Annotated in this window: 18 protein-coding genes; 9 read left to right on the top strand and 9 right to left on the bottom strand. The window is 64.6% G+C overall.

Translation table 11 applies throughout. The features are described 5' to 3' along the window. Positions 1–53 precede the first annotated feature (53 nt). The 7 genes from rfbB (at position 54) to LRS11_RS07265 (ending at position 8833) form a co-directional block, all read left to right on the top strand. Positions 54–1118, top strand: a complete 1065-nt coding sequence (rfbB, locus tag LRS11_RS07295; RefSeq protein ID WP_260496200.1) for a dTDP-glucose 4,6-dehydratase — start codon at positions 54–56, stop codon at positions 1116–1118. Continuing rightward, positions 1115–1987 carry a glucose-1-phosphate thymidylyltransferase RfbA gene (gene rfbA / locus LRS11_RS07290; RefSeq protein WP_260496199.1) on the top strand — a complete coding sequence of 291 codons (873 nt, stop codon included), beginning with the start codon at positions 1115–1117 and terminating at the stop codon, positions 1985–1987. The genes rfbB and rfbA overlap by 4 nt, the downstream gene beginning before the upstream one ends. Then, positions 1984–2529 carry a dTDP-4-dehydrorhamnose 3,5-epimerase gene (gene rfbC, locus LRS11_RS07285; protein ID WP_260496198.1) on the top strand — a complete coding sequence of 182 codons (546 nt, stop codon included), beginning with the start codon at positions 1984–1986 and terminating at the stop codon, positions 2527–2529. The genes rfbA and rfbC overlap by 4 nt, the downstream gene beginning before the upstream one ends. Continuing rightward, on the top strand, positions 2526–3395 hold the full coding sequence (gene rfbD / locus LRS11_RS07280) for a dTDP-4-dehydrorhamnose reductase (RefSeq protein ID WP_260496197.1): 870 nt from the start codon (positions 2526–2528) through the stop codon (positions 3393–3395). The genes rfbC and rfbD overlap by 4 nt, the downstream gene beginning before the upstream one ends. A 188-nt stretch (positions 3396–3583) precedes the next feature. Then, positions 3584–5392 (top strand): ATP-binding protein, encoded by a 1809-nt coding sequence (locus LRS11_RS07275; protein ID WP_260496196.1) that lies wholly within the window; start codon positions 3584–3586, stop codon positions 5390–5392. Continuing rightward, on the top strand, positions 5389–6765 hold the full coding sequence (locus LRS11_RS07270) for a sigma-54 dependent transcriptional regulator (RefSeq protein ID WP_260496195.1): 1377 nt from the start codon (positions 5389–5391) through the stop codon (positions 6763–6765). Before LRS11_RS07275 ends, LRS11_RS07270 begins: the two co-directional genes overlap by 4 nt. Before the next feature lie 184 nt (positions 6766–6949). Beyond that, entirely contained in the window at positions 6950–8833 is a 1884-nt protein-coding gene (locus LRS11_RS07265; RefSeq protein ID WP_260496194.1) for a beta-ketoacyl synthase, read from the top strand. A gap of 124 nt (positions 8834–8957) precedes the next feature. On the opposite strand, the gene LRS11_RS07260 is transcribed toward LRS11_RS07265, so the two are convergent. From LRS11_RS07260 to nudE, 3 genes are all read right to left on the bottom strand, one after another. After that, positions 8958–9407 (bottom strand): thioesterase domain-containing protein, encoded by a 450-nt coding sequence (locus tag LRS11_RS07260; protein ID WP_260496193.1) that lies wholly within the window; start codon positions 9405–9407, stop codon positions 8958–8960. 218 nt (positions 9408–9625) lie between these two features. Next, complete coding sequence (gene cysQ, locus LRS11_RS07255; RefSeq protein ID WP_260496192.1) at positions 9626–10447, bottom strand: 3'(2'),5'-bisphosphate nucleotidase CysQ; 822 nt, start codon at positions 10445–10447, stop codon at positions 9626–9628. Next, on the bottom strand, positions 10444–11010 hold the full coding sequence (gene nudE, locus LRS11_RS07250; RefSeq protein ID WP_260496191.1) for an ADP compounds hydrolase NudE: 567 nt from the start codon (positions 11008–11010) through the stop codon (positions 10444–10446). The genes cysQ and nudE overlap by 4 nt, the downstream gene beginning before the upstream one ends. 108 nt (positions 11011–11118) lie before the next feature. On the opposite strand from nudE, the gene yrfG reads away from it, so the two are divergent. Then, positions 11119–11805, top strand: coding sequence for a GMP/IMP nucleotidase (yrfG, locus tag LRS11_RS07245; RefSeq protein ID WP_260496190.1), 687 nt, complete (start codon positions 11119–11121; stop codon positions 11803–11805). Between the two features lie 152 nt (positions 11806–11957). Then, positions 11958–12419, top strand: a complete 462-nt coding sequence (locus LRS11_RS07240) for a hypothetical protein (protein WP_260496189.1) — start codon at positions 11958–11960, stop codon at positions 12417–12419. Between the two features lie 65 nt (positions 12420–12484). On the opposite strand, the gene LRS11_RS07235 is transcribed toward LRS11_RS07240, so the two are convergent. From LRS11_RS07235 to bioD, 6 genes are all read right to left on the bottom strand, one after another. After that, the gene (locus LRS11_RS07235) at positions 12485–14263 is read right to left on the bottom strand and encodes an acyl-CoA dehydrogenase C-terminal domain-containing protein (protein WP_260496188.1); all 1779 of its coding nucleotides are present in this window, start codon (positions 14261–14263) and stop codon (positions 12485–12487) included. Positions 14264–14513: 250 nt separating this feature from the next. After that, entirely contained in the window at positions 14514–15848 is a 1335-nt protein-coding gene (locus tag LRS11_RS07230) for a GGDEF domain-containing protein (protein ID WP_409519788.1), read from the bottom strand. A 277-nt stretch (positions 15849–16125) separates the two neighbouring features. Beyond that, positions 16126–17931 (bottom strand): phenylacyl-CoA dehydrogenase, encoded by a 1806-nt coding sequence (locus LRS11_RS07225; protein WP_260496186.1) that lies wholly within the window; start codon positions 17929–17931, stop codon positions 16126–16128. A 169-nt stretch (positions 17932–18100) separates the two neighbouring features. Then, positions 18101–18862 (bottom strand): putative metalloprotease CJM1_0395 family protein, encoded by a 762-nt coding sequence (locus tag LRS11_RS07220; protein ID WP_260496185.1) that lies wholly within the window; start codon positions 18860–18862, stop codon positions 18101–18103. A 48-nt stretch (positions 18863–18910) separates the two neighbouring features. Further along, positions 18911–19201 (bottom strand): hypothetical protein, encoded by a 291-nt coding sequence (locus LRS11_RS07215; RefSeq protein ID WP_260496184.1) that lies wholly within the window; start codon positions 19199–19201, stop codon positions 18911–18913. Positions 19202–19293: 92 nt separating this feature from the next. Continuing rightward, positions 19294–19983, bottom strand: a complete 690-nt coding sequence (bioD, locus tag LRS11_RS07210; protein WP_260496183.1) for a dethiobiotin synthase — start codon at positions 19981–19983, stop codon at positions 19294–19296. Positions 19984–20020 lie beyond the last annotated feature (37 nt).

The raw sequence follows: 20020 nt of genomic DNA, 5'->3' as shown, positions 1-20020 counted from the left end.
AAGCTTCACCCTATGCCCGCACATTTTTTTGCGTAAAGGATAACCGGCCTCACATGCGAATTCTGATTACCGGCGGCGCAGGCTTTATCGGCTCTGCTCTCGTACGCCATCTAGCTGGTGACAGCGGGCACGAGCTGCTCAACCTGGACAAACTCACCTATGCCGGCAACCTCGAGTCGCTCGCTTCAGTCGAGAACCACCCGCGCTACCAGTTCGTCCAGGCCGATATCGGCGACCGCGAGACCGTCGGTCGGGTTCTGCGCGAGTTCCAGCCGGACGCGATCATGCACCTGGCTGCCGAATCCCACGTCGACCGCTCCATCGACGGCCCTGGCGAGTTCATCCAGACCAACATCGTCGGCACCTATCAGCTGCTGGAAGCCACCCGCGCCTATTGGTCGAGTCTCCCGGAAGCGCGCAAACAGGCGTTCCGCTTCCACCATATTTCCACCGACGAGGTGTATGGCGACCTGCATGGCGTGGACGACCTGTTCACTGAAACCACGCCCTACGCCCCCAGCTCGCCCTACTCGGCCAGCAAGGCGGCCTCCGACCACCTGGTGCGTGCCTGGCAGCGCACCTATGGCCTACCGGTATTGCTGACCAACTGCTCGAACAACTACGGGCCGTTCCATTTCCCGGAAAAACTGATCCCATTGGTAATTCTCAACGCCCTGGATGGTAAGCCCCTCCCCGTTTACGGCGACGGGTTGCAGGTACGCGACTGGTTGTTCGTCGAAGATCACGCCCGCGCCCTGCTCAAGGTGGTGAGCGAAGGCCAGGTTGGCGAGACCTACAATATCGGCGGGCACAACGAACAGAAGAACATCGACGTGGTGCGTGCTATCTGCGCCCTGCTCGAAGAGTTGGCACCGAGCAAACCAGCCGGCCTGGCGCGCTATGAAGACCTGATTACTTTCGTCAAGGATCGTCCCGGCCACGACCAGCGCTACGCCATCGATGCTGGCAAGATCGAGCGCGAGCTCGGCTGGGTGCCGCAGGAAACCTTCGCCAGTGGCCTGCGCAAGACCGTGCAGTGGTATTTGGACAACCTCGAATGGTGCCGCCACGTACAGGACGGCAGCTATCAACGTGAACGCCTTGGAGCCTCAGCATGAAAGGAATCATCCTCGCCGGCGGGTCCGGCACCCGCCTGCACCCCATTACCCTGGGCGTATCCAAGCAACTGTTGCCGATCTACGACAAGCCGATGATCTATTACCCGATCTCGGTGCTGATGCTGGCCGGCATCCGCGACATCCTGATCATCTCCACCCCGCACGACCTGCCGCAATTCGAGAAGATGCTCGGCGACGGCAGCCAGTTCGGCGTGCGTTTCAGCTACGCCGCGCAGCCCTCGCCGGACGGCCTGGCCCAGGCCTTCCTGATCGGCGAAGAATTCATTGGCAAGGATCCGGTGTGCCTGATCCTGGGTGACAACATCTTCCACGGCCAGCACTTCAGCGAAATGCTCCTGCGCGCGGCAGCCGAGCCCAGTGGCGCCTCCGTGTTCGGCTACTGGGTCAGCGACCCGGAGCGCTTCGGCGTGGTCGAGTTCGACGCCCTGGGCAAAGCCATCTCCATCGAGGAGAAGCCCAAGCAGCCCAAGTCCAGCTATGCGGTGACCGGCCTGTATTTCTACGACAACGACGTCATCGAGATCGCCAAGGCGGTCAAGCCATCACCACGCGGCGAGCTGGAGATCACCGACGTCAACAACGCCTACCTGCAGCGCGGCGATTTGCGCGTGGAGCGCTTCGGTCGCGGCTTCGCCTGGCTCGACACCGGTACCCATGACAGCCTGCTGGAAGCCTCGCAATACGTGCAGACCATCGAGCACCGCCAGGGCCTGAAAGTCGCCTGCCTGGAAGAAATCGCCTTCCAGCATGGCTGGATCGACCGCGAGCAGCTGCTCAGCCAGGCCAAGGCCTTCGGCAAGACCGGCTATGGCCAGTATCTGTATCAACTGGCTGGAGAGCATGCATGAATGTAATCCCAACCGATCTGCCGGAAGTGCTGATCCTTGAACCCAAGGTGTTTGGCGACGAGCGCGGCTTCTTCTACGAAAGCTTCAATGCCAAGGCATTTGCCGAGGCCACCGGCCTGCAGCGCGAGTTCGTCCAGGACAACCACTCGCGCTCGCAGCGCGGCGTGTTGCGTGGCCTGCATTATCAGATCGAGCAGGCCCAGGGCAAACTGGTGCGCGTCACCGTCGGCGAAGTGCTGGATGTGGCGGTGGATATCCGCCGCAGTTCGGCCAACTTCGGTAAGTGGGTCGGCGTGCGCCTGTCGGCAGAGAACAAGCGCCAGCTCTGGGTGCCGGAAGGCTTCGCCCACGGCTTCGTGGTGCTCAGCGAGCATGCCGAATTTCTCTACAAGACCACCGACTACTACGCCCCGGCCCACGAGCGCTCGATTCGCTGGGATGACCCGAGCCTGGCCATCGACTGGCAGTTCGACGGTACGCCACAACTGTCAGCCAAGGACCTGGCCGGCAAGAGCCTGCAAGACGCCGAGCTGTTTCCATGAGAGTGCTGATCACAGGCCGCCACGGCCAGGTTTCCCGCGAGCTGCAACTGAGCCTGGCCGATAAAGCCGAGCTGCTGGTACTCGGCCAGGAACAGCTGAACCTGGCCGACAGCGAGGCGATCCGCCGCCAGGTGCGCGCGCTGCGCCCGGACCTGATCATCAACGCCGCGGCGCACACCGCGGTGGACCAGGCCGAGAGCGAGCCGGAGCTGGCCTTCGCCATCAACGCCCAGGCGCCCGGCGTGCTGGCCGAGGAAGCGGCAGCGCTGGCTGTGCCGCTGATCCACTACTCCACCGACTATGTGTTCGATGGCAGCAAGGACGGCGCCTACAGCGAAGACGACGCCACCGGCCCGCTGGGCGTCTACGGGCGCAGCAAGCTGGCGGGCGAAGACGCCATCCGCAAGGTCGGCAGCCAGCACCTGATCCTGCGCACCAGCTGGGTCTACTCGCTGCATGGCAAGAACTTCCTGCTGACCATGCAGCGCCTGCTGCAGGAGCGCGAGGAGATGCGCGTGGTCGCCGACCAGATCGGTGCACCGACCTGGGCTGGCAGCATTGCCCGCGCCACCGGCGAGCTGATCCAGCACTGGCAGGATGGCCAGGCCGGCCCCTGGGGCACCTATCACCTCAGCGGCCTGGGCGAGACCACCTGGTTCGGTTTTGCCAGCGCCATCGGCGAGCAACTGCGCCTGCAGGGCAAACCCTGCGCACGCCTGCAGCCGATCCCCTCGAGCGCCTACCCGACACCAGCGCAGCGCCCGCTCAACTCGCGCCTGGACTGTTCGCGCCTGCAACAGGAATGGAACATCCGCCTGCCGGACTGGCACGACGCCCTGCTGGAATGCCTGGCCAGTCCACGCTAAGAACCTGCTTACGATCTCTTGGTCGTCGGCCATACGGCGTTAAAAACAGCCTCGGAATGCTCATTTACAGCTCGTAAACTCCGCTTCCTCGGCTGTTTTTGCCTTGTCTGGCTCTAGTCCAAAAGATCGTAAACAGGTTCTAAGGGTGTGCGGTGCATAATGCGCCTGTCTCTCAGGCGCAGTGCAACATGACTCCAACCCCGACACCCCGCCGCCCGCGCTGGCGCAGCCTGGCGCTGCTGGCCCTGCTGCTCGCGCCCTTGCTGTGGCCGCTGCAGCAACTGGCCGAGCGCTATTACCGCGACGAGCTGATCGAGCAGAACCGCCAGACCCTCGACCTCTATGTGGCCAACCTGCTCGGCACGCTGCGGCGCTTCGAGGTGCTGCCGAATATCCTTGCCGACCTGCCACCACTGCGCGCTCTGCTCGCCACGCCGGACGACCGCGCCCAGCAGGAGCGGGCCAACCGCCTGCTGACCCAGGTACGCGAGGAGACCGGCGCGGATGTGATCTACCTGATGAGCCCTCAGGGCATCACCCTGACCTCGTCCAACTGGGACCAGCAGGACAGCTTCATCGGCCGCGATTTCACCTATCGCCCGTACTTTCGCGAGGCCCTGGCCGGCAAGCAGGGACGCTTCTTCGGCCTCGGCACCACCTCGCGCAAGCGCGGCTACTTCTTCTCCAGCCCGGTGCGCGACGGCGAGCGGGTGATCGGCATCCTGGTGGTCAAGGTCGACCTGGACGACGCCGAGTCTCTGTGGGGCAACACCCCGGAGCAGCTGATGGTCACCGACAGCAACGGCGTGGTGATCATCGCCTCGCAAAGCGACTGGCGCTTCCGGGCCACCCGGCCGCTGGATAACGCCGAGCGCGCCGCCATCGCCGCCAACCAACCCTACCCAACCCAAGCGCCGACGCCGCTGCAACTGGACGACAGTGCCTGGCTGATCCAGAGCCGCGAGCTGCAGGAGACCGGACTGACCGCCAGCATCCTTGCCCCGCGTCAGCTGGTCGATCGCCAGGTGCGTACCACCCTGATCATCGGCGCTGCCGCGCTGCTCGTCGGCCTGCTGCTGCTCGGCCTGCTGCTGCAGCGCCGCCGCCACTACATCGAGCGCATCGCCCTGGACGCCCGCGCCAAGCGCGAGCTGGAGATCCGTGTACTGGAGCGCACCCGCGATCTGGAAACCCTGAACAACCGCCTCAAGGACGAAGTGCTGGAGCGCGAGCAGGCTCAGCAGGAACTGCTGCGCACCCAGGACGAACTGGTCCAGGCCGGCAAGCTGACGGCGCTGGGCACCATGAGCGCGAGCATCAGCCACGAGCTCAACCAGCCGCTGGCGGCGATCCGCAGCTATGCCGACAACGCCGGCGTGCTGCTCGACCACCAGCGCCTCGACGACGCGCGCAGCAACCTCGGGCTGATCAGCGAACTGACCGGGCGCATGGCTTCGATCATCGCCCACCTGCGCGCCTTTGCCCGGCGCGATAGGCACGCGCCGGAAAGCGTGGCGCTGCAACCGGCGCTGGATGATGCCCTGGCCCTGCTAGCCAAGCGTCGGCGGGCGCTGGACGTGGAGCTGATCCGTGACCTGCCGGACGCCACGCTGTGGGTCCAGGCCGGCGAAACGCGGCTGCGCCAGGTACTCGGCAATCTGCTGGCCAACGCGTTCGATGCCCTCAGCGAGAAGGCACCGCCACGACGCCTGTGGCTGAGTGCCGAAGTCACAGGCGAAGGCGTCAACCTGCTGCTGCGCGACAATGGCCCGGGGTTCTCCGCCCAGGCCCTGGAGCATGCGCGCGAGCCGTTCTTCACCACCAAGACCAGCACCCAGGGCCTCGGCCTCGGCCTGGCCATCTGCGAGACACTGATGCGCGCCCTGGGCGGCGAGCTGTTGCTGGCCAACCACCCCGACGGCGGCGCGCAGATCACCCTGCAACTGCGCCACGCCACGCCCGGCGCCAACCTGGCTGCAACCGAGGAGTTTTCATGAGCAGTGCCATCGACAGCCGCATCCAGATCCTGCTGATCGACGACGATGCCCACCTGCGCCAGGCGCTGGCGCAGACCCTCGACCTCGCCGGCTTCCACGTCGAAGCCCTGGCTGATGCCCAGAACGTGGCCCAGCGCATCCCGGCCGACTGGCCCGGCGTGGTGGTCAGCGATATCCGCATGCCCGGCATCGACGGCCTGCAGCTGCTGCAACAGCTGCATGAACAGGACGCCGAGCTGCCGGTGCTGCTGATCACCGGTCACGGCGATGTGCCGCTGGCGGTGCAGGCCATGCGCGCCGGCGCCTACGACTTCCTGGAAAAGCCCTTCGCCAGCGAGGCGCTGCTCGACAGCGTGCGCCGCGCTCTGGAACTGCGCCGCCTGGTGCTGGACAACCGCAGCCTGCGCCTGGCCCTGGCCGACCGTAACCAGCTCGGTGCGCGCCTGCTCGGCCAGTCGCCGGCCATGCAGCGCCTGCGCGAACAGGTCGGCGCCCTGGCGGCGATCAACAGCGATGTGCTGATCCTCGGTGAGACCGGCGCCGGCAAGGAAGTGGTGGCGCGCGCCCTGCACGACCTCTCTGCACGCAAGAAGGGGCCGTTCGTCGCGATCAACGCCGGCGCCCTCGCCGAATCGGTGGTCGAGAGCGAATTGTTCGGTCATGAGCCAGGCGCCTTCACCGGCGCACAAAAACGGCGCATCGGTAAGTTCGAATTCGCCAATGGCGGCACCCTGTTCCTCGACGAAATCGAGAGCATGAGCGCCGATGTACAGGTCAAGCTGCTGCGCCTGCTGCAGGAGCGGGTGGTCGAACGCCTCGGCGGCAATCAGCTGATCCCCCTGGATATCCGCGTGATTGCCGCGACCAAGGAAGACCTGCGCCAGGCCGCCGACCAGGGCCGCTTCCGCGCCGACCTGTATTACCGCCTGAACGTCGCACCGCTGCGCATTCCGCCGTTGCGCGAGCGCGGCGAGGACATCCTGCAGCTGTTCCAGCACTACGCCGACAGCGCCAGCAACCGCCACGGCCTGCCCAGCCGCAGCCTGCCAGTCGCCCAGCGCGCCCAGTTACTCGGCCATGCCTGGCCCGGCAACGTGCGTGAGCTGCAGAACGCCGCCGAGCGCTTCGCCATTGGCCTGGAGCTGGGCCTCGAGCGGCTGTCGGGCATGTCGGCCAATGTGGCCAGCGGGCATAACCTCAGTGAACAGGTGGAGGCTTATGAACGCACACTGATCAGCGCGGAAATGGCCAATGCGCACACGTCCCTGCGCAGCCTGGCCGAAGCCCTGGGCATCGCGCGCAAGACCCTGCATGACAAGTTGCGCAAGCATGGCCTGGATTTCGCAGGTAATAGCCCTGACGACGGGGACTGAATACCTGCAAGACCGCGAGTGACTCATCAGTCATAGACCTCGTCACCCTGGTATCCCGATTCATTTGAGTCGCCACCCGGCATTGCCGTATGGCTTGTGGAGCCTGTTGCTGTCGGATATGCCCCGGCACCCCCTGCGCCCACCTGCCCTGCGTGCTACAGGTCGATTGCAGGAGTTCCATGTGATGTCCCGACTACCCGTCATCGTGGGTTTCGGCGGTTATAACGCCGCAGGCCGCAGTTCCTTCCACCACGGTTTCCGCCGCACCGTGCTGGAAACCCTGGACAGCGCCGCGCGCCAGCAGACCCTGGCCGGCCTGGCCGTGATGATGCAGTTGGTGCAGGTCATCGATGGCCGCTACCACAGCCTGGCTGGCGCCCCCCTGAGCCTGGCCGAGATCGAGGCGCAGCACGCCGAGACGATCCTCGCCGGCACCCTGGTGCGGCGCATCGAGAAGCGCTACCTGGATGTGGATGCCGCCCACTGGCAGAAAGGCCTGACGGTCAGCGCCACACAGTTCACCACCGCGCGCAAGCAACTGCCCGAACCGCTGCCGGCCAACTGGAGCGTCGAGTCGATCGACGAGCAGCTGGTGCGGGTCACCCTGCATGACAGTTGCGAATTCAAGGTCGACAGCTACCGCGCCTTGCCGGTGAAGTCGGCCGGCCAGCTGCCCAGCGGCTTCGATCCCGCCGCGCTGTACCACTCGCACTTCCACCCGCGCGGCCTGCAGATGGCCGTGGTCGGCGCCACCGACGCCCTGCGCTCCACCGGCCTGCCGTGGAGCGACATCCTCGCCCAGGTGCAGCCGGACGAGGTGGCGGTGTTCGCCGGCAGCGGCATGAGCCAGATGGATGACAACGGCTTCGGCGGCATGCTGCAGGCGCGCCTCAAGGGCGGCCGGGTTACCGCCAAGCAGTGCCCGCTGGGCCTCAACAGCATGCCGGCGGACTTCATCAACGCCTATGTGCTGGGCAGTGTCGGCACCACCGGCAGCGTCACCGGCGCCTGCGCGACCTTCCTCTACAACCTGCAGAAAGGCATCGAACAGATCGCCAACGGCCAGGCGCGCGTGGTGCTAGTAGGCAACAGCGAAGCGCCGATCACCCAGGAATTCATCGACGGCTACGGCGCCATGGGCGCGCTGGCCACCGAGGAAGGCCTGCGCAAGATCGAGGGCCACGATGACGTCGACTTCCGCCGCGCCAGCCGCCCGTTCGGTGACAACTGCGGCTTCACCCTGTCCGAATCGGCGCAGTTCATCGTGTTGATGGACGATGAGCTGGCCCTGCAACTGGGTGCCGATATCCACGGTGCGGTGACCGACGTGTTCATCAATGCCGATGGCTTCAAGAAGTCGATTTCCGCCCCCGGCCCCGGCAACTACCTGACCCTGGCCAAGGCTGTGGCCAGCGCCACCCAACTGCTCGGCAGCGAAGCCGTGCGCCAGCGCAGCTTCGTCCACGCCCACGGTTCCAGCACCCCGGCCAACCGGGTGAGCGAATCGGAGCTGCTCGACCGCGTGGCCGCCGCCTTCGGCATCGAAGCCTGGCCGGTGACTGCGGTGAAGGCCTTCGTCGGCCACTCCCTGGCGCCGGCCAGCGGCGACCAACTGATCTCCGCTCTCGGCACCTTCCACCACGGCCTGCTGCCAGGGCTGAAGACCATCGACAAGGTCGCCGACGACGTCCATCGCCAGCACATCAGCCTGGATGTGCGTGACCGCCGCATGGAAGGCATGGAAGTGTGCTTCCTCAACTCCAAGGGCTTCGGCGGCAACAACGCCACCGGCGTCCTGCTGGCACCGCAGGTGGCCGAGCGCATGCTGCGCAAGCGCCATGGCGAAGCGGCCTTCGCCGCCTGGCAGGCCAAGCGCGAACACACCCGCGCCGCCGCCAGCCAGTATGACCAGCAGGCCCTGCTCGGCCAGTTCGACATCCTCTACAACTTCGGCCATGACCTGATCGACGACCAGCAACTGCAGTTCAGCGCCGAGGGCATCCAGGTGCCGGGCTTTGCCCAGCCGCTGCTATATCGCAAGGACGAGCGCTACAGCGACATGTTTTAAGCGAACACTGGAGCGCAGGACGTGGGCTTCATCAAGTAGCCCGGATGCAATCCGGGAAGTGGCTCGGCGCGACGCTGCCTGGGTCTCGGCGCTGGAATTCAGCGTCCTCGGCTTACGCCTGGGCTCAGCGGTGCAGCACGTACTGGCCGCTGAAGCGCACGGCCTCGGCCTCATCGAGCAGAATGCGACTGTGCAGGGTAATGCGCGCCAGACCACGGCGCTGGTAGAGGGCGAGGAACTTGTCCCACTGTGCCGTGGGTGGTGCGGCGCAGGCGGCCAGGGCGTCGCCGAGCACCGGTTGCACATAGTCGATCTGCCCCTGCTGGATGACGATATGCCCGTCCGTCACTCCGGCCTCGCGCAAGCGCAGGTGCAACCAACCCCAGCCGGCCAGTACGGCCCCGCAATACAGGCTGCCGCCGAACATGCTGCTCTTGTGGTTGAGGTTGGCCGCCAGTGGCAGGCTCAAGCGCAGCTCGCTGCCATCCCAACTGGACACCCCCAGGCCGAGGGCCTGGGTCAGCGGGATGTCCTGATGCAGCAGCTGCTCCAGGTAGGCACGGTGGTCTTTCATGCTCAGGGTCCGTTTTGACGGGACAGGTTATAGCCTGTTTTTAACACAGCCTGGCCGCCGTGCAGCAGACCTTCTAAAAACCTGTTTTACGATCTCGCGAGCTAGAGCCAGACAAGGCAAAAACAGCCGAGGAAGCGCAGTTTACGAGCTGTAAATGAGCATTCCGAGGCTGTTTTTAACGCCGGATGGCCGACGCGCAGCAGATCGTAAACAGGTTTTCAGTCCAGCGCGCGTGCCAGCTGGATCAGCTCGGCACGCCAGGCGGCTGCCTGCGGCAGACCGAGGAAGGACGGGTTGAGGTAGGACTCGCGCGCCTCGTACGTCAGCGCCTCGCCCTTGAGGTCGAGCACTTCGCCGCCGGCGCCTTCCAGCACGCCCTGGGCTGCTGCGGTGTCCCACTGCGAGGTCGGCGCCAGGCGCGGATAGCAGTCGGCATTGCCTTCGGCGAGCAGGCAGAACTTCAGCGAGCTGCCGACACTGGCCAGTTGCAGATCGCCGAAACGCTCGGACAGACCTTCGAGCAGACGCTCCTGGGCCGGGCTGGAGTGGCGCTTGCTGGCCACCAGGGTGAAGGCCTCGGCCGGTGCCAGGCGCACACTGATCGCCTGCGGCTCGCCGCCGGCTTCCATGCGCCAGGCACCCAGCCCAGCACCACCGTAGTAGCAGCGGCCATTGGCCGGGATGCCGACCACGCCGAATACCACCTGGCCACGCTCGATCAGGGCCACGTTGACGGTGAACTCCTCGCTGCCGGAAATGAATTCCTTGGTGCCATCCAGCGGGTCGACCAACCACCAGCGCTGCCAGGCGGCACGCTCGCCGAACGGAATCTCGCTGTCTTCTTCGGACAACACCGGCACATCTGGCGCCAGCGCCAGCAAGCCGGCTTCGAGGATGTGATGGGCGGCCAGGTCGGCGGCCGTCACCGGCGAGGCATCGGCCTTCTCGTTGACTACCACATCGTTACGCCAATGCGGCAGGGTAGCCTGGCCGGCACGTTGCACCAGGGCGATGACCGCCGACAGATAGGGATGGCTCACAGGCGAAATTCTCCGCGTTGGCTTAACAGGTCTCGGACCAGATAAAGGGCCGCCAGAGCGCGCCCCTCGGTGAATTGGGGGTGCTGCACCAGGCTGCTCAGCTCGCGCAGGCTGACCTGATCAACCCGCAGCGGCTCGGGCTCGTCACCCGGCAGGCTTTCTTCATAGAGTTCACGGGCCAGTACCACCTGGATCTTCTGGCTCATGTAGCCGGGCGACAGGCTCAGCTCGGCGATCCACTCCAGCTGACGAGCGCCGAAACCGGCCTCTTCCTTGAGCTCGCGATTGGCCGCATCGAGCACGTCCTCGCCGGGCTCGACCAAACCCTTGGGCAGGGACAGCTGGTAGTCGTCGGTACCGCCGCAGTACTCCTCGACCAGCACCGCATGCTCGGCATCGAGCATCGCCACCACCATCACCGCGCCATAACCGGAACCCTTGCCGACCAGGCGCTCGTAGGTCCGCTCGACACCGTTGGCGAAGCGCAGCTGCAGTTCCTCGACGCGGAACAGGCGGCTGCTCGCAACGATCTCGCGGGCCAGCACGACAGGTTTCTCACGCATGGGATCACTCCTTGAAACGAACGAGTATCATACCCTGCTGATCCGGATTGTCCGTGGCGGATATTGCATCCGCACACTTCTGTTAACCATTTCACGCAAGAATTCATCATGCCACTGCTGCCCTGGGCCGACATCGACACCGTCCTGCTGGATATGGACGGCACCCTGCTCGACCTGCACTTCGACAACCACTTCTGGCTGGAACACCTGCCGCAGCGCTACGCCGAAGTGCATGGCACCAGCCGCGCGGCCGCCGAGGCCGAACTGCTGCCGTTGTTCCGTGAGCACGCCGGCCAGCTGTCCTGGTACTGCACCGACTTCTGGAGCCGCGAACTGAACCTCTCGGTACGCGAGCTGAAGCGCGAGGTGGCCCACCTGATCGCCCTGCGTCCGGATGCCGACACCTTTCTCAAGGCTCTGCGCAGTGCCGGCAAGCGCGTGGCACTGATCACCAACGCCCACCGCGACTCGCTGTCGCTGAAGCTGGAGCGGGTCGAACTGGCGCCCTACTTCGACCGCCTGATCAGCTCCCACGACTATGGCTTCCCCAAGGAAAACCAGCAGTTCTGGTTCGCCCTGCAGCAGGACTTCCCCTTCGATCCAGCGCGCAGCCTGTTCATCGACGACAGCCTGCCGATCCTGCGCAGCGCCGGACGCTTTGGCGTGGCCCAACTGCTGGCGGTGCGCCAGCCGGACAGCCGCCAGGGCGCCAAGGACACCGAGGAGTTTGCCGCAGTGGAAGACTACCGGTTGCTCTGCGCGGATCTGCAGGCGTCCTGCAGCATGACCGGCTAACTTGGCCTGACTCGCTGACGGGCCGCGAGTTCGCCCAGCCGCAGCAATTTTTCCGAGGCCGTGAAACACCTCGCAAGCCCCGCACTTAGCACTTGCCTGCGCGCCGTGCGCTGGCAGGATGCGCGCGTTACCCACCCAGAGGTTTTGTATCCATGAAGTATTCCTCTCTGCTCCTGCTCTCCCTGAGCCTGGCCAGCGCCGGCGCATTCGCCGGCAACACCGAAGCCGGCGTCGGTGGCGCCCTCGGTGGCGCGCTGGGCTCGGTGGTCGGCCAACAGGTCGGCGGTGATACCGGCGCCGCGATTGGTGCCGGGCTCGGCGGCGCAGCCGGCAGCGCGGTCGGCGCAGACAAGCGCAACCGTACCGAAGCGGCCATCGGCGGCGGCCTGGGCGCGGCGGGCGGCAATGTGATCGGGCAGAAAGTCGGCGGTGACACCGGCGGCCTGATCGGCGCCGCCGTCGGCGGTGGCGCCGGCGGCGCACTGGGCAATGCCTATGGCGACAGCGACGACGGGCACGACAGCGATCGCCGCCGCTATTACAGCGACGACCATCACCACGGCAAGAAACACAAGAAGCACAAGAAACATCGCCGTCACGATCATGACGACTGATCGGCATGGGGCAAGAAAAAGCCCCGGCTGATCAGGCCGGGGCTTTTGCTGTTACCACGCCAGTTTTAGAACTGCGCAGCGTCCAGCAGGTACAGGCTTTCGCTACCAGCCTTGACCGAAGCGGTCAGCGAGTGGATGCGCGGCAGCAGGCGGGCGAAGAAGAAGCGCGCGGTGCCCAGCTTGGTGCGGTAGAACTCGTCCTGATCCTGCTTGGCCAGAGCGGTACGCGCCATCAGGGCCCACATGTAGGCGTAGGCGGTGTAACCGAACACCTGCAGGTACTCGACCGAGGCGGCGCCGACTTCGTTCGGGTTGGCCTTGGCGCGTTCCAGCAGGTCGGCGGTCATCAGCTCCAGGTTGGCGATGGCCTCTTTCAGCGGGTTGACGAACTCGGCCAGCGAGGCGTCGGCGCTGTCGGTGAAGGCTTTGATCTCTTCGGCGAAGTGCTTGTAGAACGCACCGCCGCTGCCAACCACTTTACGACCGACCAGGTCGAGCGCCTGGATGCCGTTGGTGCCTTCGTAGATCTGGGTGATACGGCAGTCGCGGATCAGCTGCTCCTGGCCCCACTCGCGGATATAACCGTGGCCGCCGAAGATCTGCTGGCCATGGGTGGTGGTTTCCAGCGCCATGTCGGTGAGGAAGGCCTTGGCCACCGGGGTCAGCAGGGCAACCAGCTCTTCGGCGCGCTTGCGGGTGGCGGCGTCTTCGCTGAACTTGGCGGTGTCCAGCTGCATGGCCACGTAGCTGGAGAAGGCACGACCGCCCTCGTTCAGCGCTTTCATGGTCAGCAGCATGCGGCGCACGTCCGGATGCACGATGATCGGGTCGGCGGCTTTGTCTTTCGCCACCGGGCCGGTCGGCGCGCGGCTCTGGATGCGGTCGCGGGCGTATTCCACGGCGTTCTGGTAGCTGCGCTCACCCAGGGACAGGCCCTGGATGCCCACGCCCAGACGCTCGTAGTTCATCATGGTGAACATCGCGGCCAGGCCTTTGTTCGGCGCATCGACGATCCAGCCGGTGGCGCCGTCGAAGTTCATCACGCAAGTGGCCGAAGCCTTGATGCCCATCTTGTGCTCGATCGAGCCGCAGGACAGCGAGTTCTTCTCGCCCAGCGAGCCGTCGGCGTTGACCATAAACTTCGGCACGAGGAACAGCGAGATGCCTTTCGGCCCGGCCGGGGCGTCCGGCAGTTTGGCCAGTACCAGGTGGATGATGTTCTCGGTCAGGTCGTGTTCACCGCCGGTGATGAAGATCTTGGTCCCGGAAATCTTGTAGCTGCCATCGGCCTGCGGCTCGGCCTTGGTGCGGATGATGCCCAGGTCGGTGCCGGCATGCGGCTCGGTCAGGCACATGGAACCAGCCCAGGTACCGCCGTACATATTCGGCAGGTATTTCTCTTTCAGCTCTTCGCTGGCGTGGGCGTTGATCGACAGGCAGGCACCGGCGGTCAGCATCGGGTACAGGCCGAACGACAGGTTGGCCGAGTTGACCATTTCCTCGACCTGGGCCGAGATCACCTTGGGCATGCCCATGCCGCCGAATACCGGATCACCACCGACGCCAACCCAGCCGCCTTCGGCATAGGTCTGGTAGGCCTGGGGGAAACCGGCCGGGGTTTTCACCGCACCGTCGGTCCAGGAGCAGCCTTCTTCGTCGCCACTGCGGTTGAGCGGGGCGATCACGCCACCGGTGACCTTGCCGGCTTCTTCGAGGATGGCGGCGGCGGTGTCTTCGTCCACCACTTCAGCCAGGGCCGGCAACTGGGCCCACAGCTTGGAAACTTCGAACACTTCATTGAGCACGAAGCGCATGTCGCGCAGGGGAGCTTTGTAGTCAGCCATGGAGCAATCCTCGAACGAACCAGCAGGTATACGGAAGTGCTCGAAGTTTAACCGAACAACTTTTCAGACACATAGGGTCGCGTCATGACCAAATAGTCATAGCCCGTTTACATAACGCCGCAACGTAAAAACCCGCTAAATGGCGGGCTCTTGCAGCACTAAACCGCCGGTCAGAGGGCGAAGTGCTCGGCCGGCAAACGCATCAGGCACTCGCCACCCGCCTCGGCACCGACCCGCTAGATCGCTGCGCTCAGCTGTCGGCACTTTCCAGCTTGACCGCACCACGCCGCTGGCCGGGGCTGCGAATGCAGTTGCGCCCGGCGCTCTTGGCACTGTAGAGCGCCTTGTCGGCAGCCTTGATCACCTCTTCCGGACGACTCTGCTCCAGGCCGCGCTCGGCCACGCCCATGCTCACCGTCACCGAAACCTCGCCGGCCTTGCTGCCGGCGCGGCGCTGACGGCCCTGCTTGTCGTCCTGTGGGCGCTGCTGCTTGTCGCGCAGCTGGATGCGATAGACCTCGATGGCCTGGCGCACCACCTCCAGGTGCGGCAGGCATTCGGCCAGGCTCTTGCCGGGAAACACCAGGGTGAATTCCTCGCCGCCATAGCGATAGGCCTTGCCGCCGCCACCGATCTTGCGCAGCTGAGCGGCGACCAGGCGCAGCACCTGATCGCCGACATCGTGGCCGTGGGTGTCGTTGAATTTCTTGAAGTGATCGACGTCGGCCATGGCGATCACATAGCTGCGCCCCAGGCGCTCCAGGCGATCGTTCAACGCACGGCGCCCCGGCAGACCGGTGAGCTCGTCGCGAAAGGCCATCTGGTAGGCCTCGTGCGCCACGGCCGAAACCAGCATAAGCATGCTCAGGCTGCTCATCACCTGCAGGGCATGGGGCAGGATGAAGGTCTGCGGCAACATCCACAGTTGCGCGAGCAGGCCGCACAGCAGGGCGGCATGCAGCGGCCGCGGCTGGCGCAAATACTGCACCAGCAGCAACACGCTGGCGATCAAAAATAGCGGGTAGGCCAGCTGGATCAGGCTCATCCAGCTGCCATGCAGCAGCGGCCAGTGGATTTCCGTCAACCAGCGCTGCAACGCTTCGGGAAAGCGCTGCGCCACGGCTACGGCCACACTGCCGACCGCCAGCAGCACGGCGGCGCGCGCCACCAGGTCCTGCAGCAGATGGCTGCGCTCGCGCCAGGCGCCGAACAGGCCGTACAGCAGCGGCAGCAACAGACTGCACAGGTGGAACACCAGCGCGGCGTCCTCACGCACCTTGGCGTGCTGGCGGAAGTAATCGGTCTGCGTATCGAGCAGGAAGTAGCCCAGGTACACCACTACCAGCAGCGACAGCTCGCGCTGGCGGTTGTAGACCACGCAGAAGGCGCCGCCGAGCAGCAACAGCAGGGTCGGCAGCACATTGAACAGCGACAGGAAGAATTCGTTGAGCACTGCCAGGCGCGCAGCCAGCACACCGCCGAGCAGCAACAGCAGCGGCAGGAGGAAATGACTGAAGCGGACGGCGGCAAGCGGGAACACGGCAAGCACTCCAGTGCGGCAAGGCACTGCTACGGAATGCGGCATTCTGCCTGCACATGGGCATTCCGACATCAGTAATAGCTCGCATTTTCAGCAGCTGGCGACTAACTGCAATTTTTCCGGGCGAAAAAAAACCGCAGCCAGAGGCTGCGGTTTTTCTGACCTGAGGTCGGAAGAGCGTAGAGCCTGTTTTGGGTCTTTTGAGCTAGAGCCAGGTAAGGCGAAATTGGGCGAGGACGCGGAATTTACAAGATGTAAATGAGCAGTCCGAGCCCAATTTCAACACAGCATGGCCGACGATCAAGAGATCCGCGGCAGGTTCTTAGTAGCCCAGGTCGAAGTGGGCTTCATCCATTTCCATCAGGTTGTTGGCGCCGGACAGCATCGCTTCGACGTGCGCGCGGGTACGCGGCAGGATACGGGCGAAGTAGAAGCGCGCGGTCTGCAGCTTGGCCTTGTAGAAGGCTTCGTCGGCGGTACCGGCAGCGATCTTCTCGGCAGCCAGGCGAGCCATGTCGGCCCAGAAGTAGGCCAGGCAGGCGTAACCGGAATACATCAGGTAGTCCACCGAGGCGGCACCGACTTCTTCGCGGTCTTTCATCGCGGCCATGCCCACTTTCATGGTCAGGTCGCCCCACTCCTTGTTCAGCTTGGCCAGCGGCTCGACCAGGCCTTTGATGGCCTCGTTGGCTTCGTTGGTCTGGCAGAACTTGTGCACGATCTTGGTGAAGCCTTTCAGCGCTTCGCCCTGGGTCATCAGGACTTTACGACCCAGCAGGTCGAGGGCCTGAACGCCAGTGGTGCCTTCGTACAGCATGGAGATACGGCTGTCGCGAACGTTCTGCTCCATGCCCCACTCGGCGATGAAGCCGTGGCCGCCATAGATCTGTACGCCGTGGTTGGCCGCTTCGAAGCCGACTTCGGTCATGAACGCCTTGGCGATCGGAGTGAGGAAGGCCAGCATCGCGTCGGCGGCTTTCTTCTCTTCTTCGTTCTGGCTGTACTTGACGATGTCGACCTGCTTGGCGGTGAAGTACACCATCGCGCGGTTGCCTTCGGCGAAGGCTTTCATGGTCAGCAGCATGCGACGCACGTCCGGGTGGACGATGATCGGGTCAGCGGCTTTTTCCGGCGCTTTCGGGCCAGTCAGGGAACGCATCTGCAGACGCTCGCGAGCGTACTTCAGGCCACCCTGGAAACCGATTTCGGCGTGAGCCAGACCTTGCAGAGCAGTACCCAGGCGGGCAGTGTTCATGAAGGTGAACATGCAGTTCAGGCCTTTGTTCGCCGGGCCGATCAGGAAGCCGGTGGCGCCGTCGAAGTTCATCACACAGGTGGCGTTACCGTGGATGCCCATCTTGTGCTCGAGCGAGCCGCAGGAAACGGCGTTGCGCGAACCCACGGAACCGTCGGCGTTGACGTTGAACTTCGGCACGATGAACAGCGAGATGCCTTTGGTGCCTTGCGGCGCGTCGGGCAGGCGGGCCAGCACGATGTGGACGATGTTATCGGCCATGTCGTGTTCGCCAGCGGAGATGAAGATCTTGGTGCCGGACACCTTGTAGGAGCCGTCAGCCTGCGGCTCGGCCTTGGTGCGCAGCATGCCCAGGTCGGTACCGCAGTGCGGTTCGGTCAGGCACATGGTGCCGGTCCACTCGCCGGATACCAGCTTGGTCAGGTAGGTGTGCTTCTGGTCGTCGGTGCCGTGCTCGGACAGGGTGTTCATCGCACCGTGCGACAGGCCCGGGTACATGCCCCAGGACCAGTTGGACTCGCCAACCATTTCGCTGACGGCCAGACCCAGGGACTCCGGCAGGCCTTGGCCACCGTGGTCAACGTCGTGGGCCAGGGAAGGCCAGCCGCCTTCGACGAACTGCTTGTAGGCTTCCTTGAAGCCGGTCGGGGTTTTCACGCCTTCCGGGGACCAGGTGCAACCTTCCAGGTCACCCACACGATTGAGGGGGGCGATTACCTGCTCACAGAACTTGGCGCCTTCTTCCAGAATGGCGTCAACCATGTCCGGGGTGGCGTCTTGGCAGCCAGGCAGGCTCTGATAGTGCGCTTCGTAGCCGAGCAGTTCGTCGCGAACGAAGCGGATATCACGCAAGGGGGCCTTGTACTCAGGCATAGCGGTAAACCTCTACGGTGGATTCCTTGATTTTGTTTGACCGGAACAATCACGGTCGCTTGTGGGATTTCTCCCAGAGCCCGGCAGCCATAAGCTGGCGCAGCAATCAAACAGGCGTTTGAAACATACGTTTACGCCCCAACCTTGTCAAGCATCCGAAAGCGACCGCTCAGGCAAGCAGATCGACCGTCGGCTCGGGGCTCTGCAACTGGCTGAGTCCCCGATACAGATCAAGACTAGGCGCAGATATCGCAGGCTGCTGCACGGGTTTCTCTTCTTTCTCCTCGTATTGCAGTTCCTGCTCGCGCTCTTCGGCACGCAAGCGCCGTTCCTCGCTGGCAGCAACGGCCTCTTCACGTTGTAGCTGGGCCAGATCGCTGCGTGCCTGGGCGGCCTGGGCCTGGGCTTGCGCCGCGACACTACGATCCTGGGAGGACGGTTCAGCCGGCGCCAGCGCCGCGCGCTGCACCACTTCCATTTTGCGCAGGGTGGCTTGCGGATCATTGGGGATCGGGCTGACATCGATGCTGACTTCGCCACTCACCACATAAGACTTGCCATCCGGGCCGCGCTTGTAGCTATAGGAGGGGGCGCCCGCATAGGCGCCCCCTACGGCCGCATGGGCCTGTTCATGGGCGCGCACTTCACGGTCACGGCTGGCCAGCTCGGCGACTTGCAGCTGCTCTTGCCGCAACTGCTCGGCTTCACGCGCAGAAGGTTTGGCGTTCTCGCCATTGCCAGGGCTGTCGGCTTCCTCGCGCAAAGAAGCCTGCTCATCCGCGCCCGTCGCCGGGGTGGACGTGACAGGAGATTGATTGCTGCGATTGAGTTCAGGGGAAGACGGGGCAACGGAATCAGCGGACGACAGGGAGCGTGCCGGCAAGGATGACGGCGAAGGCGCGACATAAGGCGTAGCGCTGCCGATCTGCATCCAACTCCTCCTCGCCCCGCTGCCGGGCGAGACTGCTCTTGCGTGCGCTTAGGCGCGGGTATCGATCAGGGTACCCAGTACTTCGTCAGCCGTTTCCACGACTTTGGCACCCGCTTGCACCTCGGTCTTTCCGACATTGAGGGCGACCAGGCTTTCAGCCAGATCAGCCTGGGTGTTCGCCGCACTGTTCGGGGACGGGTTGACCTGCTGCGGCGGCGTTTCCACCGGCGCCTGAGGCAGGGTGTTGCTGGCAATTTCAGTGGCGGCTTGGTCAACGCGACGCTGTCCAGCCTGAATGGCGTTCAGGCCGGAATTGAAGGCACTACCAGAGATTTCCATGCTGCGATCCCACTCATGCAGAGGTATGCAGAAGATTTAAGCAGAAAATGCTCATTTTTTGTACAAGCAAATGGCTATGGCCGAGCCACTACTTATGCCGGCATCTCCAGCAAGTCCACTTGCAGATACGCCGCCACCGCCGCCGGGCTGGCCTGCGCCAGACGCGGCACCTGCCCCAGACACGGCGCAGGCAGGCGCTCGGCGAGGGTCGCCAGGTTTTCTTCCAGGCGCGCGGTCTGCGGCTCGACAATATTCGCCACCCAGCCGGCCAGGGTCAGGCCATCGCGGGCAATCGCCTCGGCGGTGAGCAGCGCATGGTTGATGCAGCCGAGACGCACGCCGACCACCAGGATCACCGGCAGACCCAGGGCAATCGGCAGGTCGGACAGGCTCGCCTGCCCGGCCAGCGGTACGCGCCAGCCACCCGCACCTTCGACCAGGGTGAAATCGGCGCCCTGGGCGAGCACCTGCTGCACCGGAACAGTCAGCGCTTCGAGCGTCAGCGCCACACCCGCCTCGCGCGCCGCCAAGTGCGGGGCAATGGCCGGGGCGAAGGCCAGCGGATTGACCTGGGCGTAGCTGAGCGGCAGCGTGCATTCGCCGAGCAGGGCCAGTGCATCGCTGTTACGCAGCCCATCGCTGGTGCGCTCGCAGCCCGAGGCCACTGGCTTGGCAGCCGCCGTACTCAGCCCGGCCAAACGCGCGGCATGCAACAGGCCGGCGGCGATGGTGGTCTTGCCGACTTCAGTGTCGGTGCCGGTGACAAAGTAAGCCTGCTTCATACGTGCAACTCCCTGCCCGACAGCCGACCACCAGGTC

It is taken from the genome of Pseudomonas sp. J452, from assembly GCF_024666525.1.
Taxonomy (GTDB): domain Bacteria; phylum Pseudomonadota; class Gammaproteobacteria; order Pseudomonadales; family Pseudomonadaceae; genus Aquipseudomonas.
The sequence above is the reverse complement of the archived record's forward strand: the minus strand, read 5'-3'. Positions and strand labels throughout refer to the sequence as shown.

Coding starts and splice junctions, on each gene's coding strand:
- rfbB (WP_260496200.1), top strand. CDS start 54: ATGCGAATTCTGATTACCGGCGGCGCAGGCTTTATCGGCTCTGCTCTC.
- rfbA (WP_260496199.1), top strand. CDS start 1,115: ATGAAAGGAATCATCCTCGCCGGCGGGTCCGGCACCCGCCTGCACCCC.
- rfbC (WP_260496198.1), top strand. CDS start 1,984: ATGAATGTAATCCCAACCGATCTGCCGGAAGTGCTGATCCTTGAACCC.
- rfbD (WP_260496197.1), top strand. CDS start 2,526: ATGAGAGTGCTGATCACAGGCCGCCACGGCCAGGTTTCCCGCGAGCTG.
- LRS11_RS07275 (WP_260496196.1), top strand. CDS start 3,584: ATGACTCCAACCCCGACACCCCGCCGCCCGCGCTGGCGCAGCCTGGCG.
- LRS11_RS07270 (WP_260496195.1), top strand. CDS start 5,389: ATGAGCAGTGCCATCGACAGCCGCATCCAGATCCTGCTGATCGACGAC.
- LRS11_RS07265 (WP_260496194.1), top strand. CDS start 6,950: ATGTCCCGACTACCCGTCATCGTGGGTTTCGGCGGTTATAACGCCGCA.
- LRS11_RS07260 (WP_260496193.1), bottom strand. CDS start 9,407: ATGAAAGACCACCGTGCCTACCTGGAGCAGCTGCTGCATCAGGACATC.
- nudE (WP_260496191.1), bottom strand. CDS start 11,010: ATGCGTGAGAAACCTGTCGTGCTGGCCCGCGAGATCGTTGCGAGCAGC.
- yrfG (WP_260496190.1), top strand. CDS start 11,119: ATGCCACTGCTGCCCTGGGCCGACATCGACACCGTCCTGCTGGATATG.
- LRS11_RS07240 (WP_260496189.1), top strand. CDS start 11,958: ATGAAGTATTCCTCTCTGCTCCTGCTCTCCCTGAGCCTGGCCAGCGCC.
- LRS11_RS07235 (WP_260496188.1), bottom strand. CDS start 14,263: ATGGCTGACTACAAAGCTCCCCTGCGCGACATGCGCTTCGTGCTCAAT.
- LRS11_RS07230 (WP_409519788.1), bottom strand. CDS start 15,848: ATGCCGCATTCCGTAGCAGTGCCTTGCCGCACTGGAGTGCTTGCCGTG.
- LRS11_RS07225 (WP_260496186.1), bottom strand. CDS start 17,931: ATGCCTGAGTACAAGGCCCCCTTGCGTGATATCCGCTTCGTTCGCGAC.
- LRS11_RS07220 (WP_260496185.1), bottom strand. CDS start 18,862: ATGCAGATCGGCAGCGCTACGCCTTATGTCGCGCCTTCGCCGTCATCC.
- LRS11_RS07215 (WP_260496184.1), bottom strand. CDS start 19,201: ATGGAAATCTCTGGTAGTGCCTTCAATTCCGGCCTGAACGCCATTCAG.
- bioD (WP_260496183.1), bottom strand. CDS start 19,983: ATGAAGCAGGCTTACTTTGTCACCGGCACCGACACTGAAGTCGGCAAG.